This window comes from Aminobacter niigataensis, assembly GCF_014200015.1.
Classification (GTDB): Bacteria; Pseudomonadota; Alphaproteobacteria; order Rhizobiales; family Rhizobiaceae; genus Aminobacter; species Aminobacter niigataensis.
In genome coordinates this window covers 1-15,795 of the sequence record NZ_JACHOT010000012.1, presented here as the reverse complement: position 1 = coordinate 15,795, position 15,795 = coordinate 1, and the positions used below count along the sequence as shown (strand labels likewise).

The 15,795-nt window shown below is 58.8% G+C and carries 14 protein-coding genes and 2 pseudogenes; 7 read left to right on the top strand and 9 right to left on the bottom strand.

The window, feature by feature from the left end:
* Positions 1–99 precede the first annotated feature (99 nt).
* On the top strand, positions 100–933 hold the full coding sequence (locus GGQ99_RS25050) for an AbiJ-NTD4 domain-containing protein (RefSeq protein WP_183264651.1): 834 nt from the start codon (positions 100–102) through the stop codon (positions 931–933).
* Positions 934–965: 32 nt separating this feature from the next.
* Here GGQ99_RS25050 and GGQ99_RS25045 read toward each other — a convergent pair whose 3' ends face one another.
* The 5 genes from GGQ99_RS25045 to GGQ99_RS25025 all read right to left on the bottom strand — a co-directional run bounded on the left by GGQ99_RS25045 (position 966) and on the right by GGQ99_RS25025 (position 6,721).
* The gene (locus tag GGQ99_RS25045) at positions 966–1,463 is read right to left on the bottom strand and encodes a PIN domain-containing protein (protein ID WP_183264650.1); all 498 of its coding nucleotides are present in this window, start codon (positions 1,461–1,463) and stop codon (positions 966–968) included.
* Positions 1,463–3,961, bottom strand: coding sequence for an SAM-dependent DNA methyltransferase (locus GGQ99_RS25040; protein WP_183264649.1), 2,499 nt, complete (start codon positions 3,959–3,961; stop codon positions 1,463–1,465). The genes GGQ99_RS25045 and GGQ99_RS25040 overlap by 1 nt, the downstream gene beginning before the upstream one ends.
* A complete protein-coding gene (locus tag GGQ99_RS25035) occupies positions 3,958–4,413 on the bottom strand; it encodes a MerR family transcriptional regulator (protein WP_183264648.1) in 456 nt (151 codons plus the stop codon). The genes GGQ99_RS25040 and GGQ99_RS25035 overlap by 4 nt, the downstream gene beginning before the upstream one ends.
* Positions 4,414–4,568: 155 nt before the next feature.
* Entirely contained in the window at positions 4,569–5,768 is a 1,200-nt protein-coding gene (locus tag GGQ99_RS25030; RefSeq protein ID WP_183264647.1) for an SIR2 family protein, read from the bottom strand.
* Positions 5,765–6,721 (bottom strand): hypothetical protein, encoded by a 957-nt coding sequence (locus tag GGQ99_RS25025; protein WP_183264646.1) that lies wholly within the window; start codon positions 6,719–6,721, stop codon positions 5,765–5,767. The genes GGQ99_RS25030 and GGQ99_RS25025 overlap by 4 nt, the downstream gene beginning before the upstream one ends.
* Before the next feature lie 616 nt (positions 6,722–7,337).
* Between GGQ99_RS25025 and repA the strand changes: the two genes are divergently transcribed.
* From repA to repC, 3 genes are all read left to right on the top strand, one after another.
* Positions 7,338–8,540 carry a plasmid partitioning protein RepA gene (gene repA / locus GGQ99_RS25020; RefSeq protein ID WP_183264683.1) on the top strand — a complete coding sequence of 401 codons (1,203 nt, stop codon included), beginning with the start codon at positions 7,338–7,340 and terminating at the stop codon, positions 8,538–8,540.
* Between the two features lie 75 nt (positions 8,541–8,615).
* Positions 8,616–9,608, top strand: a complete 993-nt coding sequence (repB, locus tag GGQ99_RS25015; RefSeq protein ID WP_183264645.1) for a plasmid partitioning protein RepB — start codon at positions 8,616–8,618, stop codon at positions 9,606–9,608.
* A 169-nt stretch (positions 9,609–9,777) separates the two neighbouring features.
* Positions 9,778–10,986, top strand: coding sequence for a plasmid replication protein RepC (gene repC, locus GGQ99_RS25010; RefSeq protein ID WP_183264644.1), 1,209 nt, complete (start codon positions 9,778–9,780; stop codon positions 10,984–10,986).
* A gap of 65 nt (positions 10,987–11,051) precedes the next feature.
* On the opposite strand, the gene GGQ99_RS25005 is transcribed toward repC, so the two are convergent.
* Together GGQ99_RS25005 and GGQ99_RS25000 are read right to left on the bottom strand one after the other, a co-directional pair.
* Positions 11,052–11,294, bottom strand: a complete 243-nt coding sequence (locus GGQ99_RS25005; RefSeq protein ID WP_183264643.1) for a WGR domain-containing protein — start codon at positions 11,292–11,294, stop codon at positions 11,052–11,054.
* Between the two features lie 297 nt (positions 11,295–11,591).
* Entirely contained in the window at positions 11,592–12,761 is a 1,170-nt protein-coding gene (locus tag GGQ99_RS25000; RefSeq protein ID WP_183264642.1) for a site-specific integrase, read from the bottom strand.
* 345 nt (positions 12,762–13,106) lie between these two features.
* Here GGQ99_RS25000 and GGQ99_RS24995 point away from each other — a divergent pair, with 345 nt between their 5' ends.
* Positions 13,107–13,382: a hypothetical protein gene (locus GGQ99_RS24995; protein ID WP_183264641.1), complete on the top strand. Its 276-nt coding sequence runs from the start codon at positions 13,107–13,109 to the stop codon at positions 13,380–13,382.
* A 285-nt stretch (positions 13,383–13,667) separates the two neighbouring features.
* Here the strand turns inward: GGQ99_RS24995 and GGQ99_RS24990 are convergent.
* Positions 13,668–14,742: pseudogene (locus GGQ99_RS24990) on the bottom strand (IS110 family RNA-guided transposase).
* A gap of 84 nt (positions 14,743–14,826) precedes the next feature.
* Here GGQ99_RS24990 and GGQ99_RS24985 point away from each other — a divergent pair.
* Complete coding sequence (locus GGQ99_RS24985) at positions 14,827–15,129, top strand: recombinase family protein (RefSeq protein ID WP_425486860.1); 303 nt, start codon at positions 14,827–14,829, stop codon at positions 15,127–15,129.
* A gap of 100 nt (positions 15,130–15,229) precedes the next feature.
* On the opposite strand, the gene GGQ99_RS26235 is transcribed toward GGQ99_RS24985, so the two are convergent.
* Positions 15,230–15,517 carry a hypothetical protein gene (locus GGQ99_RS26235; protein ID WP_246389746.1) on the bottom strand — a complete coding sequence of 96 codons (288 nt, stop codon included), beginning with the start codon at positions 15,515–15,517 and terminating at the stop codon, positions 15,230–15,232.
* A gap of 117 nt (positions 15,518–15,634) precedes the next feature.
* On the opposite strand from GGQ99_RS26235, the pseudogene GGQ99_RS26025 reads away from it, so the two are divergent.
* Positions 15,635–15,795 (top strand): annotated as a pseudogene (locus tag GGQ99_RS26025) (ABC transporter ATP-binding protein); the annotation flags it as partial.

The window sequence follows — 15,795 nt, the reverse complement described above, 5'->3', positions numbered from 1 at the left end:
CCACTCGATGCCCAACAAGCTTGCGAGATGCGCGACGATCGTCGGCATCGTGGATTTCAACCTTGAGCATTTTATCGGACTGAATAGAAGGACTAAGTTGTGAGCCGTTATTTCTCCGACAGGCATGGCTTTGGAAGCGCAGAGGTGCCCATCACTGTGCGGGAAGACGCGCCGCCCGCGCTTCGATATGCGCTGGCTGAGCTTGCACGGCGTGTCGGGCTCGCTCCATCTTCCATTCGCAGTGTCGTCTGCAGCGTGCTGTTTGAAACGCCAGATACGAACAACTGGTCGGAGTATCCCAACATCTGGGAGGAGGTGCTCAGGCTGATAGACACCTGCGAGTGGTACAAGGTCTATGACATAGCGGAAACGATCTGGCGCGGCCTCGAGTATAGATACGATGAACAGCAGCTTTTCGAGGCCGAGCTCAATAGGTTCTTCTGCGAGAAGGGAATTGGCTGGGAGCTAAAAAGCCCCATGGGCATTGTTTTCAGAGGCGACGCGAACTTCACCAATTCCACCAAACGTGCTGTCGAAGCATTTGAGGACACCGGCCGGCTGACCGCCGCAGCGGAAATCCGCGAGGCCCTCAAGGACATCTCTAGACGGCCCGTGCCCGATAGAACAGGCGCCATCCAACATGCGATGGCTGCTGTCGAGTGCGCTGCCCGCGACTTGACGGGAGAGCCAAACCTGACGCTCGGGCGCTTGATCCCTCGCCTGAACGTCCCACGGCCACTGGACACGGCACTGGAGAAACTGTGGGGCTATGCCTCCGAAAACGGTCGCCACCTCAAGGAAGGAGCCGAGGACAGTACCGCTGAAGCCGAGCTCGTCGTCAGCGTCGCTTGTGCCGTGAGTGTCTTCCTCCTCCAGCGGGAACGGGAAGTAGCGTCTGCGGCCGGTACATCCCGCCCCTGGCAGACGTCCTAGCGCGACATCCGGGGAATTGAGCGTAGATAGCTCTAGACAACCAGCAGGCGCAGTTCGGCAATCGCTGGCCTGAACCGATCCGCCAAGCGTTGGTCGCTCGTGACGAGAAGATAGTCGCGCTCGATCGCCTGGGCCACGATCCAGAGGTCGTTCTCATCGACTTGCAGCGTCTGCGCGGAAACGCGGTCCTGCCAGTTTTCCAGCCATCGCGGGGGGCGACGCGAAAGGTCCAGGTAATGCTCGGCAAGGCGCGCCTTGACCTCTCCATACGCCTCGGCGGTGTGGCGGCCGACTTCGGCAAGAGGATAGTTGGCAGCCTCGGCCAAGGTCTGACGGATGTGGGTAACATCCTGCCCGGCTCGTTGGGCAGCCTCCAACCCGTATCGCAATTCTGCCAGAACAACGACTGAAAGATAGACGAGGTCGGTCGAAGCGAAATTCTGCGCACACGCCTTGACCGCTGCAAAGTTGGGGCGACGTTGATCGAACAGAACGGACACAAAGTTGGTGTCGAGTAGAACCTGCTCCATCAGGCGAGGAACCTGGAGAGCGCGTCATTTTCCTCAGCAGGCACAGGCTTGAACACGTCGAGCACCCAGGGTCCCCGGCTCAGACCATGATCGCGAGTCAGCCATTCATGAAGGGGCACATACCCCTTCAAATCCGGTGGCAGCCAGCCGGAGAACGGGTGCGGAACGGGCCGCTCGCGGCCCGCGAAATAGCCGAACAGCTCCCGCTCAAGGCGCGGCGGCAGGTCATAACCATCGAGAACGAGTGCGTCGATCCAAACCAGCAACTGGTTCAGACGTTCGTCCTCGCTTCTTGGTGAAAGCACGGCGCTGAGCGATTTCTCGAGCAGAGCCTGATATTCACGCACGGCCTCGTTGAGCGCGGCCGAATCCAGTTTGCGCGGCAGTGGCATGCTCGCGAGCATGACGTTGGTGAAGTCGTGGTCCGTCGAATGCTCGGTGACAAAGGCGTTCGCGAGCGGTCCATTCAAGATCGCCGCCAGCACTTGTACATCGTAATCGCCCTTGGGCCAAATGCCGGTGAATTGCTGCGACGCCCAAAGTCCGCTGTGGTCCGGGGCCGCCGCAAGCCGCCAGGGGCCACGTGATGAACGCTGATTGTTGATCAGGACCTTGGGCTCATTCCAAGGCCGTTTGATCGGCCCCAGCCGATGGCTGAGCTGCGGGTCCGTGCTAAGCCAAACCGGATTCAGCAGATGGAAGGGTACGAGACTGTCGGCGGGCCTGTACACTCCTCGTTCCCGCATGGGCCCGGGCTCGCCAAGCACCCCCGAGCGCTGCGTTCGCCATTGTAGCCCCCGACCAATCTCCGCTTGATCGCCAAGTCGTGGAGCGTCTACAAGATAGGACCAGAGAGCGTCGAGCTCGCCAATCCAGAGATCGCCCTCCGCGGCCGCCCGAATTGCTCGGCGCTCGGACGTGAAGGCGCCCTCGGATAGAAACAGCTCTCTGTCGGCATCCGCAACTGTCCTGACCCGCAGCCTCACTGGTTTGGCCAAGCTTTCGGCCGGCCGGCGCTCAGTTGCGATGACGAGCGCGCAAGGATAGGTGGCCTTCTCGAACACGCGGTCCGGAAGTGACACGAGCTCGACACGGTCATAGGCTGAGGCAAGCCTTTTCCTAAGCTGACGGTACTGGGTCTGCTGCAGAAAGCCGCGCGGGAGAACAAACCCAATCGCCTCAGGACCAGCGTCGATTGCCGCGTGAAGGGCGACCATCGCCTTGGAAGGAGAAACAGAAAAGGCTTCGGGATAGTCCTGCCGTTCTTCCGCGGTGAAATCCTCAAACGGTGGATTGCACAGGACGACTGTCGCACCCTCCAGGAAGGCTTGGAGCGCACCAGCCTTGAACAGATCAGTCGAGCCGATGTGCCAGCCATTAGCATTGGGATAGTCGGCAAGAATCAGCGAGAGAGTCGCCACCTCACTTGCGAATGCATCAAGCTCGGCGCCAGCCATGCGGTCGACCAGAAACTGGTGACGCCGTTCGGCCGACCAGTCAGCCGGAAGGGAGTCGCGGAGTTCACGAAGTGCCGCGACCAGGAAGATTCCCGCTCCCGCGAAGGGCTCGGCGACCCGGACCTTTTCAGGGTCGTAGCGGGAGAGGTCGATCTGGCTCAGCACGTATTCGGCCACTGACCTCGGTGTGCTGTGCGTCCCGAAGAGCTTTCGCGTATCGGCGGTGACGAGGGTGTTCTCGTACACAAAGGCAAGGCTGTCGGACGAAATGTTTCGCAGGGTGATCGACGCGCGCAAGCGTGCCCAGGCGCCAGCAATGACATCAGGGGACACACCGGCGACGTCGGTGCCGAGCAGACCTAGGCCGTAGTAGCTTTGGATTCCGCTGAGAGCGGAACTGACATCATCATAGGGCCAATCGGCCGCCGCTGGATGCTCCCGATCCATCAGGATCTTGGCGGCCAGCAGACGGAAGGTCAGCCGGAAAGCCGCTTTCTCGCTGTCACGTCCAGCGTCCGCGGGTAGCAGCAGATCAAGCACGTCTGCCATCGTATGGTGCAGCTTGTGCTGGACCTCATGTTCGATAGCCGGGAGCAGGCCGAGATCGACGAAGTCGACTTGGATCGGGCCACGCGGTAGGCCAAGAGCCTTGGCACGATGTAGTGCCTGCGGCGTCCAGCTGTCTCTGTGGCGGTCGAACAGGTCGCCGAGCTGATCCACAGGGACACGCTCGAGCAGACGTGGCGCCTGCCGCGCGCCGACCGACCAGACACCGACACTATCGCTGTCGATCGAAAAAAAGATGGGAGCGCCAAGGGCACGACTGGCCATGACCGCAGCAGCACTATCGGGCTCCCCCTCGACAACGCCGAAGGCGGCGGAACGGAAAGATTCTGGCGTTTGCGTGAAAGCGGCAAGCGCGACGGTGCGCGTCTGGGCGGCCGGGTCCAGGACATCCGCAAAACTATAGGCGCGATGCAACGCCTCAGCGTCGTAACCGAGTTCGATCAGCTCCTGTTCGATCTTGGTAATGGCGCTCATCGGATCCGCACCGCACGGAACAGCGGAAGCTGCCCGCCCTGATCTTGAGGCGCGAACTTGCTCTCGAGAACATCGAGATGGGGGTCCAGGTGGAGGAACAAGGTGTCAGGATCGCTCCCACTCACGCGGATCATGCCCTCCGAAATCACTTCCCCATGTTCCATGGCGCGCAGAGCCAGAACGCAGCCCCTCAAAGTTGGAAAGGGCACTCCGATGAAAAGCTCGCGTAGCGCATGCAGCAAATCCTTGTGGGCCTGCAGTTCGATCTTGAACCGTTCACGCAAAACGACTGCTATACGCAGCAAGAGTACCGTCTGCCAGCTGTAAAGCGCCGGCCGCCCGGGTCCCCGCGCCTCGACGTCTGGCGGCACGAGGTCGCGCCGATGAGACCACTCGCGCAGCTGATTGGCGGTCAGTCCTGTCAATGTCAGCACCTGGCCCGCCGGGATCATGATCTGTTGCCTCCAAAGCGGTTGCCATACCCATTCTTAGCATCGAAGCGGGTGTCGTAACCGCTTCGCACACGATAGACGGGTATGGTGACCGTTTCAAGATTTTGTTGCTGAGCGAGAGGCAGGCGACCTTGGACCGAAACGCCGAGGCTTGCTTATACGCTCGCGGGTACCTCCAATTCATGGAGCACCGCCGATAACTCGTCTGGAGCGGTCAGGAAATTCTGGAATCCCCGGTCCCAGATCGCCGAGGTTCGGTCAGGTGAAACCGTCCAGCCGGTGCCCGAGCGAATACCTCCCCTCGGCCCCTTGGCATGGACATAGAGATCGTGGAACAGGTGAATTTCCTTGCTTCCGTATTCCCAAGCGGTCGCTTCCAGGAAGGGCTTAGGCCAGTAGTCAACGAATATGATCGGAGCAACCGGGCGTGCGGCTCTCGCCTCGCGCAACCAGGTATTGATGTGGAGGTCGGTCAGGCCCGATCCGATCAGGTAGATGACATCGGCGCACATCATGTCGCGGGCCAGTGCGGCGTAGTAATGCGCAAGCGGGCGCTGCTGAAGCCGTGAAAGCTTGTCCAGTCCCGTGACGACCGAGGTGCGCATGAAGGACGTGCCATCCATCCTCGACACATCGCTGCCATCGAACCGGGCGTGTCTGATGGCTTCCGAGCGATCGTCGAACCAGTAGAGGTCGCCGATTTCGCTCCCGGCTGGCATGGGATGAGGGAAACCCAAATGTACGGAGCCGTGCAAGTGGAACACGGCGTGCTCATCTTCGCGCGCCAGGAACTCTTTTGATTCGAAACGTTTTGGCCCCGGAGACGGTCGCGGTGGAAAGCCCGTATAGAGGTCAGGCACGGCTTGCAGGATGAAGTCGTCGTAGTTGGTCGTGTAAATGCGGGTGGTGAACTGGCTCTGAAGGCCGCTGATGAAGGCGGAAAGCGGCGCAAGGTCTAGCGGGTTGTTGTCGCAGGCGGTCGAGAACGTCTTGTAGATCACATCGACAATTTTGCCGCAGAGCGCGCGCAGAGCCTCCTTCGAAAGATCGGTCTTGTGTTCGATGAACGGGAAGAGGATCGGCCCATGCTCATTCACCGCACCCGCCGACGACGCAAACCAGTAGATCAGCTCGTGGGCACAATGATAGATGTGCTCGAAATTGACATCTCCCGGCGCTTTGAGATGAGCCTCCAGTTCGGTCTTTATGAGCTGGAATGCCTTGTTCCCCCCGCTGGCAATCATCCAGCTGTCCGCCCTGATCTGCCGCTCGATCTCGGCTGTGATCGTGGCCGTCGAGGGCGCTTTGTACTCAACCGAGGCGCCGGCGCCGACCACCAAGACTGCTCGCTTCATTCCATCCGCCCTTCTGTGCCGGTTTCCGGCTCGCTCACGCTGCGATCAGCTTTTCTCGACTGAGCCAAAAGCTTGTTCTTGGCTACCTGAATCTGTCCCTTCACGTCGGATGAAAGCTGTACGTTCGTAATCAGCCATTCGCAAATCTGGGCCAGGCCGAGCGCATCCTCCCCGCGTTGCGTGCCACCTTCGGCATAGACGATGATGCGGCGATAGAGGACGGGATTGTCCCCGGACGACCGATTGCGGAGCTCACCATGATCGTAGTCAGCGGGCGCAAATGGCAAATTGTGCGTCAGCGCGGCCTCCCGCACGGCCTCTGTCCCTTTGCGCCCGATGAGCTCGTAAAATCTGGTGCCGACCCGGCGCAGCACCGTCCCGGGGTGCTCGGTGAGGATCTTCCGGAAGGTCTTGTCATTCGCCCGATCCGGTCGCCGACCGAAATACGGAGCGTCGAGCGGAACGCAGAGCTTACGGATGGCGAAGATGACCATGTCGAGCTTATGGAGGTCCTCCGGCTGCTGCGAGAAGCCGAAAATGTTGTAGCGGTTTTCCCCCTGCCCGAGATCGTAGATGCGCTTGAGGAAGTCCTCCACCGTCTCGTCCCGCCAACGGCGGATCTGCAGGTCCTCCGGGCGGGTGAGGATGGTGGGCAGGAGAGTTGGCGCGAGCGACCGCACTGCTTCGAAGAGCTTGACGACATTGTGGCCATAGGCCGGGCCGCCCGCGGGAGCCTTGGCCGAGCACCCATTCATGAGCAACACTGCCTTGAGGTGCTTCTCCAGGCCATGAACTGCGTTCCAGTAGAAGTCGAGGTAGAGCTGGTTCAGAAAGCACCAACGGGCGACGACATAGGTCTGGTCGGCGGTCTTGAGGAACAGCTGCTTGATGATGTCATGTTTGATGGCGGTAAGTTCGCTCGCTGATGTGGGCGCGCCCTGTGGTTGAGTCATTCTTCGAAAACCTCCAGATCCTCTGCGTCGTCATCGGCTCCGCCCGTTCCGCCGATCTACACAGGAACTCGTGATGCGCGAGTAGATCACCTTCCCCGCCGCGCTCCGGATGTGACCGAAGGCTGGCATCATGTTGTTGGCAATGAACGGCATTGAGGGTCGAAACTGAGTGGTTTCGCGCTGCAGGCCCCCCTCGCCCCATCCCAACACTCGACGGTCGGTTTCTCCGACCTCGCCTGAATGTTTTGCAACTTTTGACGTACTCGACCGACCGCACCCTAACTTGGCGAGAGAGAGAGAGAGAGAGAGAGAGAGAGAGAGAGAGAGAGAGAGAAAATTTGACAGCCGTGCATATGGACAAATTCAACCTACAAATCATTGCTTTAGATACAATTTGACCTGCGGTTTTGTGCATCATCTCGTCCTCGAGCTGAGACACTTGCAACAAATCGCAGGATCCAGGGCCCAGCCCACTGTCTTGGCGAAGCTCTAGGATGCAGAATCAGCGTTAAGCTTCTGTTAACTAAAAATTTCTTGCCGAGAGTTGCGAATCGGGCATTAATCACGCTTGAAAAGCAAATCGCTTCAGAAAAGCGTTATTCCGGAATCAGCGAACATGAATTTTATACCCCGCGAGGAGGAGTTCGATTTTGATGAGGAGATTCTCGAGCAAGGGGAACTCATCTCGGACAAACTCAACATGCTGCGGCTCGAGCAGTATCCCCCAAACGCGCTGAAGGGGCTACGCCAATTCTCGTCGGTTGAGGTCGCGGATTTCCTCGGTGTGACTCAAAACCACATCAAGAAGCTTCACTTGGAAGGAAAAGGCCCCGCCCCTGACGTTTCCAACTCGGGCCGCCGCTCTTACACGGCGCAGCAGATGCTCGAGCTGCGGCAATACCTCGACAAACACGGCCGTTCCGACTTCAAGCGCTATGTCCCGCATCGCCGCCAGGGCGAAGCACTGCAAGTGATCTCGGTCGTCAACTTCAAAGGTGGGAGCGGCAAGACCACCACTGCAGCACACCTCGCCCAGCACTTGGCACTTACCGGGCATCGCGTACTTGCGATCGATCTGGATCCTCAGGCTTCGCTGTCGGCTCTCCATGGCATTCAGCCGGAGCTTGACAAAAACCCATCGCTCTACGAGGCGCTTCGCTACGATGATGACCGGAAATCTATCACGGACGTGATCAGGTCCACGAATTTTCCCGGCCTCGACATCGTGCCCGCGAACTTGGAGCTTCAAGAGTACGAATACGAAACGCCATTGGCGGCGACGAACAAGAGTTCCCCCGAAGGCAGACTGTTCTTCACCAGGATTTCAACAGCTCTGAAGGAGGTTGACGACCGTTATGACGTGGTTGTCATCGACTGTCCGCCACAACTCGGTTATCTGACGTTGACCGCGTTGACGGCTTCGACCTCAGTACTGATCACCGTGCACCCTCAGATGTTGGACGTCATGTCGATGAGCCAATTCCTTCTGATGCTCGGAGGCATCCTGCAGTCCATCAAGGGGGCAGGGGCAGCGGTGAAGCTGAAATGGTTCCGATACTTGGTAACCCGTTATGAGCCGATCGACGGTCCACAAGCCCAAATGGTCGGCTTCTTGCAAGCGCTGTTTAACAAGCGAATGCTTAAAAGCCAGATGGTGAAGTCCACGGCCATCTCGGACGCGGGCATAACCAAGCAGACATTGTACGAGGTAGAAAAGAGCCAATTTACGCGCTCAACCTACGAACGAGCGATGGAAAGCTTGAATGCAGTGAATTCCGAAATCACCACTCTCGTTCACCAGGCTTGGGGACGGAAATGATGATTTTGACAGCCGTGCAGAACGCCATTTTTGTATGTGAAATCAATTTGATGGCGTGGAATTTCGGAGGTGGTGATGGCTAGAAAACACCTTTTGGCAAGCGTAACAGCATCTCTGAACGCTGATAACGGAGAGCTGACTCATTTGGCATCGGAAGCTCGGTCGGAGTACGCCAAGCGCGGAGCCTCGCGGTCCATGATCCAGTCATTAGACGAAATGGCTGAGAACTCATTGCGAATGTTTGGTGGGGAAACCGTCGTTTCTCTCGACCCTGCATTGCTTGATGGCTCGTTTGTTGCTGATCGCATTGGCGAGGACGACGAGGAATATAAGCAGTTGCGGGAGGCTATACGTAGGTCGGGTCAGTCAACGCCGATCCTGGTTCGGCCACATCCTGATGACGCTGGGCGCTACATGATCGTGTTTGGTCATCGTCGCGCGAAAGTTGCCAAGGACCTTGGCTTCAGTGTGCGGGCCGTCATCAAGCCATTAGCTGACATCGAGCACGTCGTTGCTCAGGGTCAAGAAAATACCGCGCGAGCCGATTTGTCGTTTATCGAAAAGGCTCTTTTCGCGCGAAAGCTCCTCGACAGTGGTATGACGAAGGATACGGTCAAATCCGCACTAACGATCGACGACACGCTGCTGTCTCGCATGAGTTCAGTTGCAGAGACCATTCCCGAGACCGTCCTGGATGCTGTTGGAGCCGCGAAGGGTGTCGGCCGAGATCGTTGGGAAGAACTCAAGAAGATCGTTCAGATCCCCGCAAATGCGATCAAAGCCGTCGAGGTTGTAGGCACCGAGGGATTTGCCGCAGCACAGGCAAACGATGAGGCGTTCAACTTCCTCCTGAATTTCCTGAAATCCTCAAAGAGGTCCAAGAAGGCCAAGACAGCTGCGAAGCCCAATGTCTGGGCTCCCGACGACAACTTAGTTTGCGTTTCGGTCAATAAGACACCGAAGAAGGCAGTAATCGCCGTCGAGGCGGCAGATGGCATACGCTTCGCAGATTTTATCACTGGCCAATTGGACAGCCTCTACGAGGCGTTCAGGCAGTTGGAAAAGTAGCAATACGGAGACGAAAACCGCAAAAGAAAAAGGCCCCCGAGCGACCGAAGTCGTGGAAGCCTCTCTCATCGTGTAGCAACTTGAGAATCGCATTTCCACGAATCGCTGTCAAGAGTCGTAACCGTCGTCTCGGCGGGCAGGGTTCTTTTGCCTAACTGAGGCGAAGGAAATGGAAACGCATATTGCCGTGACCCCGTTTGGGGCGCGACCGATGTCGTTTGCCTTGTTGGCAGCGCAGCAAAGTTCACGTCAAAACCTCCCTGCGGGCAGGGCTGTCGACAAATGGCAGCTCTACAAGGACCTGTGTGAGGGCAAAACGATCATAGGTGTCAGCGATCGCTCGCTCGCGGTCTTGAGCGCCCTCTTGTCTTTCTATCCGGACAGCGAGCTGACAGAGGAAAATGGCCTAATCGTTTTTCCTTCGAACAAGCAGTTGTCCCTTCGTGCCCACGGGATGCCTGATCCAACGCTCAGGCGGCACCTGGCTGCGTTGCTGACGGCTGGGTTGATCCTGAGACGGGATAGTCCGAACGGCAAGCGATATGCCCACAAGGGCAGGGCAGGGGACATCGCGGAAGCGTTCGGGTTCTCATTGGCACCGCTTCTGGTTCGCGCTGACGAAATTGCCGCGGCTGCTGAACAGGTGCGTGCGGAGAATGCTGCCCTAAGGCTGACGCGGGAGCGGGTGACACTACAGCGACGGGATATCTACAAGCTCATTGAAGTCGCCCTCGAGGAAAGCCTTGCAGGCAACTGGCAAGTCCTCTGGAGTCGCTTCAGGGCGGTTGTTGACACTATTCCGCGTCGTGCGAGCCTCGTAGAGCTCGAAGCCATTCTTGCTGAGCTTTCGGCAATTCGGGAAGAAGTGGATAGTGCACTGAATTTCAACGATAATGATGAAATTATAAGCGGCAATGACGCTCATTCTGATCGGCAACAATCTGAATCAAACCCAGACTCCTATCTTGAACTTGAACCTGCTTTAGACCAAAGCGGGGTGCCGGCCGAGCCAGGACGGAGAACCACCGAGCCGAGCAAAGGCTTTCCGCTTGGATTGGTGCTGAAGGCTTGCCCCGACATTGAGGATTACGCTGCAGGCGGAATATCCAGCTGGCGCGATCTGATGGCCACGGCCGCGCAGGTGAGGGGCTATCTGGGGATCAGTCCCTCGGCCTATGCTGAAGCCTTGGACGCTCTCGGACAGGAAAATACGGCCGTCGTGATTGCCTGCATTCTGCAGAGGGCTCAGCACATCCATTCGGCTGGCGGATACCTGCGATCCCTGACTGACAAGGCGAGGGCAGGGGAGTTTTCAGTTGGCCCGATGCTCATGGCAGCCCTGAAAACAAACGCGATGCCGGCTAGGATGACCGGGTGAGGACGAGAAGTTTGGTCTGTTACGGTGAATGGAAGTCTCGCTGTCGTGTAAACCGGCCGCTACCATCAGTGGTGATAGCCGCGGCGCAGTTTCGTGTTGCGAAGTGCGACAAGAGCGGCTTCAGCGGCGGTCGATTCGGCAAAGAGGTCGACCTTCTGCCGGCCGCGCGTACCAATGCGGCCCCAGTGGCGCACGAGGGAGACGTCGCCGAACAATGTCGGTTCGATCGTCATGGCGTAAAATCGCGCCATGTTGCGCTCGGGATCACGGCGGTAAAGAACAAGGCTCGTCGAAGGCATGTCGGGCATGAGTGCAGACTGCCAGTGCAGGTGAGGCAGGGTCCAACGCATTGCAGGAATCGTTTTGACCTCATTGATTCATGCCGTTGATGGGTGTGCGGCAGAGCTCGCCCCAAAAATTTGGTCAGTCGCTCTTGAAGCACAACGGCATTGCCGTACGTGCCGACCTGTCTCAGACGGCGCGCATTTTGCGCTCGGTCATCCGAAAGAGAACCTCGGGCTTGGAGCGGGCAGTTCACACAGTGGCATAACCAGTCGGCTGAAACAGCAATCTTAAAGCGGTTGGACCGACGTCCGGGCCACTTGTCAGACGAGCAACCTGGCGGCCTTGCCAAGCTTGCGGTCGGCATCGTTGTAATAGCGGGCGGCCTGGTTGATGGAGCGGTGCTGCGACTGCTGCATGGCCTCAACCAGCGGGATGCCGCGCCGCGCCGCTTCGGTGAGATAGCCGGCGCGCAGGCCGTGCGCGGAGAACTCGGCCGGATCGAGACCCGCAGCGGCGATGTGGCGTTTGAGGATCAGATTGACGGCTTGCGGGGTCAGGGCGCGGCGCTGAACATGGCCCCAGCGGTCGATGGCGCGGAACACCGGACCGTCGGTGATCCCGGCCTTGGACATCCAGTCTTTCAGCGCCACAACCGGCCGGCCAATCAGCAGCGCACTTTGGCCGGCGTCGGCATCGGCGGTTTTTGTCCTGCCGAGTTTGATCGCCAGGCAAGGCAGTGTCTTGCCGTCGGGATCGTCGAGGTCCAGCGGAACCGGGGCCTCGTCGACCAATTGGTCAAGCCGAAGGGATGCAATTTCGCTGCGGCGGCGGCCACCGGAGGCAAAGGCGGCAAGCAGAAGCGCCCTGTCACGACAGTCGACAAGGCTGTCGCCAGCGCAGGTCTTGAGCACGGCGGCGAGAACGTCCGATGTCACAGCTTTCATGCTTTTGCGCAGACGTGGGCGGGCCGCGGCGCGGACGGCCAATTTCAGCGCGCTCTTGAGGCCAGGGGCGTTGAAGTGTCCGTCCAATCCGCGCCATCTAGTCAGCGTCGACCAGCTCGACAGTTTGCGACGGACGGTTGCCGGCGCGTGCGGTCTTTTTTCCATCCTAAGGAGGCCCTGGGCTCTGAGGACGGCCGCGACCGCTTCGGGCATGCCATGGGTTGTTTCCGCCTCGCGCCTGATCGGATCCCACAAATGATGGGCGACGAATTTCAAAAGCAGAGCCTCGGGCGCCGGCCAGGGCAGGGCAGCACCGGTTGCGGCGAGCGACCAGGCTTCGAGATAGGAAAGATCCGAGGCGAGCGCGCGCAGCGAGTTGTCGCCGATCCCTTCCCGGGCCAGATGCTTCAGGGTGGCGACATCCTCGTCGGTCAGCAGCTCGGCCAGCTGGGTGCGCCGATCGAACGGCAGGATCGCATCGAGGGCGTCGAGCTGTTCGGCGCGCTGGTGGAGGCTGTCGGCAGGGGCGGGTGTGTCTCTGGCCATCTGGCGCGGTCTTTCGGTGGAATTTTTGGACGCTGGCGACGCGGTTAGCCCCGGATTCTAGCGTTTTGGACTCTGAAATCAATCATTATCGATAAGAAATGATTATCATTAGTCATTTTTCAACTTCGAGGAACCATCAGTTGGTAAAGTTATGCGATATATAGCTTTAGGAAAGAGAATCGATTATAGCGTTAACAATGAGTTACTGGGTCAAGTCCCTGCCCACGCAACAGCTATTCGGGGCAGTTCGGGAGTTCGGCGGGTAAGCGGGGCAGATTTGTTGGCGGTGGCGCTTTGCCGGGCAATTGTGCCGTCGTGGAATGCGATGGCAGTCGAGAACAGCCCATGAGCGGCGCATGCCGGCGCCAGAGATGGAACGCGCTCGGGCTGGATATCGACAATCTCGACGAGGAATGCTGCCGACGCTGGACAGGCGCAACGTTGAACGGCAGCAGTTCAGGCATCAACAAAGACCGCGGCTGCGCGCTGCAGGAGATCGGGATCGGCAGGAGGAAGTGGCCGTCAGGCTCGGGCAGCAACAAGGCCGGCCAGCGGCGCAATGGCCTGATCGCGCTCGCAGATGCCGAGCCGGTCGCCGAGATAAGGGGTCGGTTCCGGTAGGGGGCGAAATGACACCCTCTCATGAGCGATTTAGGTTTTCCGGACGTGTTTAAACTCCCCCACATACGCGAGGCAGATCAATTGATGTAGCCTGTGCACGGTGCTGGAGATGACGGTCCGAACCAATGGTTATCATACTCTCATCCGCGGATTTTACCGCCTGACCATATTCGATGCGGGCTCGCCTCTCTCTAAGAACGGATATTTATCCCAGCGTGTGTCGAGGTTTCCCTGATCTCTGGCCATCATCTCCAGCATGCTGCACAGGCAGATATTCGTCGGGTCTCAGGCCGACAGCGGTGTTTTACGAGCAATATCCCAGATGAAGCCAGCAAGCTCGCGAGCAGTTAGAACACGTGGCTGCGGTTTCCCGGTTTTCGACAGATCGCGATATCGCTTGCAAAGCCTCGTCTGCGCCTTCCAGCCAATATCTCTGATTTCCTGCGGAAGATGCTGGCTTCGTCTGAGATGAGGGTGCCGTTCACGGGGCGGATGCCGGTAGGACCAACTCGCCTCGACCATCATGGTTCGAGCCAGGGCATTGCCGGTCCTGGTGATGCGCCCGCGTCGTACGGTGCTCCCGCTGGAATGTTCGCTCGGCACGAGTCCCAGCCAGGCCATCAACTGCCGCGGATTGGAGAAAGGGCTAATATCGCCTATTTCGGCAGCCAGGGTTGCAGCAATTGTCGTATTGACCCCGCGTAACGCTCTCAATGCATCGACGACCGGAGCAAAACGCCAGGGCTCGCCGCATCTTCAATAGCCAGATCCAGCGTCCGGATACGCTCTTCGATTTGGCGGATAGCTCGCTTCAGTTCCTCGAAGGCGATCTGTTGATGCGGGTAGCGGAGTTTGCGCAGTTCGTTGAGCTAGGGCGTTCATATCGAAGACCATGGCGGAGCAGAAAGCTCAAAAGCTGCTGCTTCGCAATCTTCAACGCTTCCAGAGCCTGTTTGCGGGTGCGGATCAAATCCCGCATGGCTTCCTGTTCTTCATCCGGCGTCCAGATCGGACTCAGCTCTCCGGCTCGCCACAGACGCGCCAGTATTTCCGCATCGCGCCGATCCGTCTTAATCCGATCTCCAGCGCGGCGCGGGATCATCGCCGGAGCGACAACAGCACAATCATATCCGAGTTTTGTCAGAAGGCGATGCAGCCCGTAGCCACACGGGCCTGCTTCATAGCAAAACACCGGTCGCGCGCCTGCAGCCGAAAAACGCTTTGTCAGGCGTAAAACAGAATCGGCCGTGTTGTCGATCACACCATAAAACCGCACATCGCCATTCCGGCCGTCATCTGCTGGCGCAACAGCAATCGCCTCAGCATGAACATCAAGGCCGACGTAAACTATTCTTTCCATGAACTTCTTCCTTTCCAAACCAATCCGTTTGACAAGGAAAACCTAGCGGCTTTGCCGCCGTAAATCGCTCATCTGGTCTAAGCGATCGGCCATCTGTATTCACTGGTCGGCAGGATACTGGCGACGTTTCTCTCCTGCACTGCCGAGTTCGAGCGCGATCGGATCAGTGAGCGCGTGAAATCCGGCCTTGCCGCCGCCAAGGCACGCGGCAAGAAACTCGGTCGACAGCGGGTGCAGCGGTGCAAAGTCGGATCGATTGGCGCCACGCGTTCTGACGCTCGTCGCTCAAGGCCGCAGCTATCGGCTCATTGGCTGCAACTTGGGCTCACCAAGAACACCATCGCTGACATCGTGCAACGTTGCCGCGGCTCTATCGTGGCTTGCTAGCCAGATCGTAGAGCCCGATCAGGGCCCCGACGACACCGAGCGAAAACCAGAACGCCGAAGACGATGACGAGAATGCGCACTGCCAGCCTTGTCGTATCAGCTACACCATCGAACTGATATCCGAGGCATAGCTGGGATAGGCGAAGATGATGCCCTTGATCCTGTTCGCGGTCAGCCCTGCGCCCATCGCCATGGCGAAGAGATTGATCTGTTCCTCCGCGCCGGGGCCGATGAGATGTGCACCAAGAATATGCCCCGTCCCATTCTCGACCAGAATCTTATAGGCGCTGTAGCGGGCGCCGACCCGCAGTGACGAATACCAGCCGGCGGTCTTTTCGAAATGCGTGTCAAAGGCCAGTCCCTTGTCGCGCGCCGCGGCTTCGGACAGCCCGACCGAGGCAAGCTGCGGCAGCGTGAAGACAACGCTCGGGATCGGCGGATAATTGACCTCGCGCTCATCCTTTCCGGCGAGCAGGTTCTTGCCCGCAACCCGGCCTTCATCGTCATTGCCACGGCCCTGGCGGGCGAACCCAAGCTGCTGATCGCCGACGAGCCGACGACGGCGCTCGATGTGACGGTTCAGGCCCAGATCCTGCGCCTGCTCAAGGATCTGCAGCGCCGGCTCAACATGGCCATGGTGTTGATCACCCACGACATGGGCGTGGT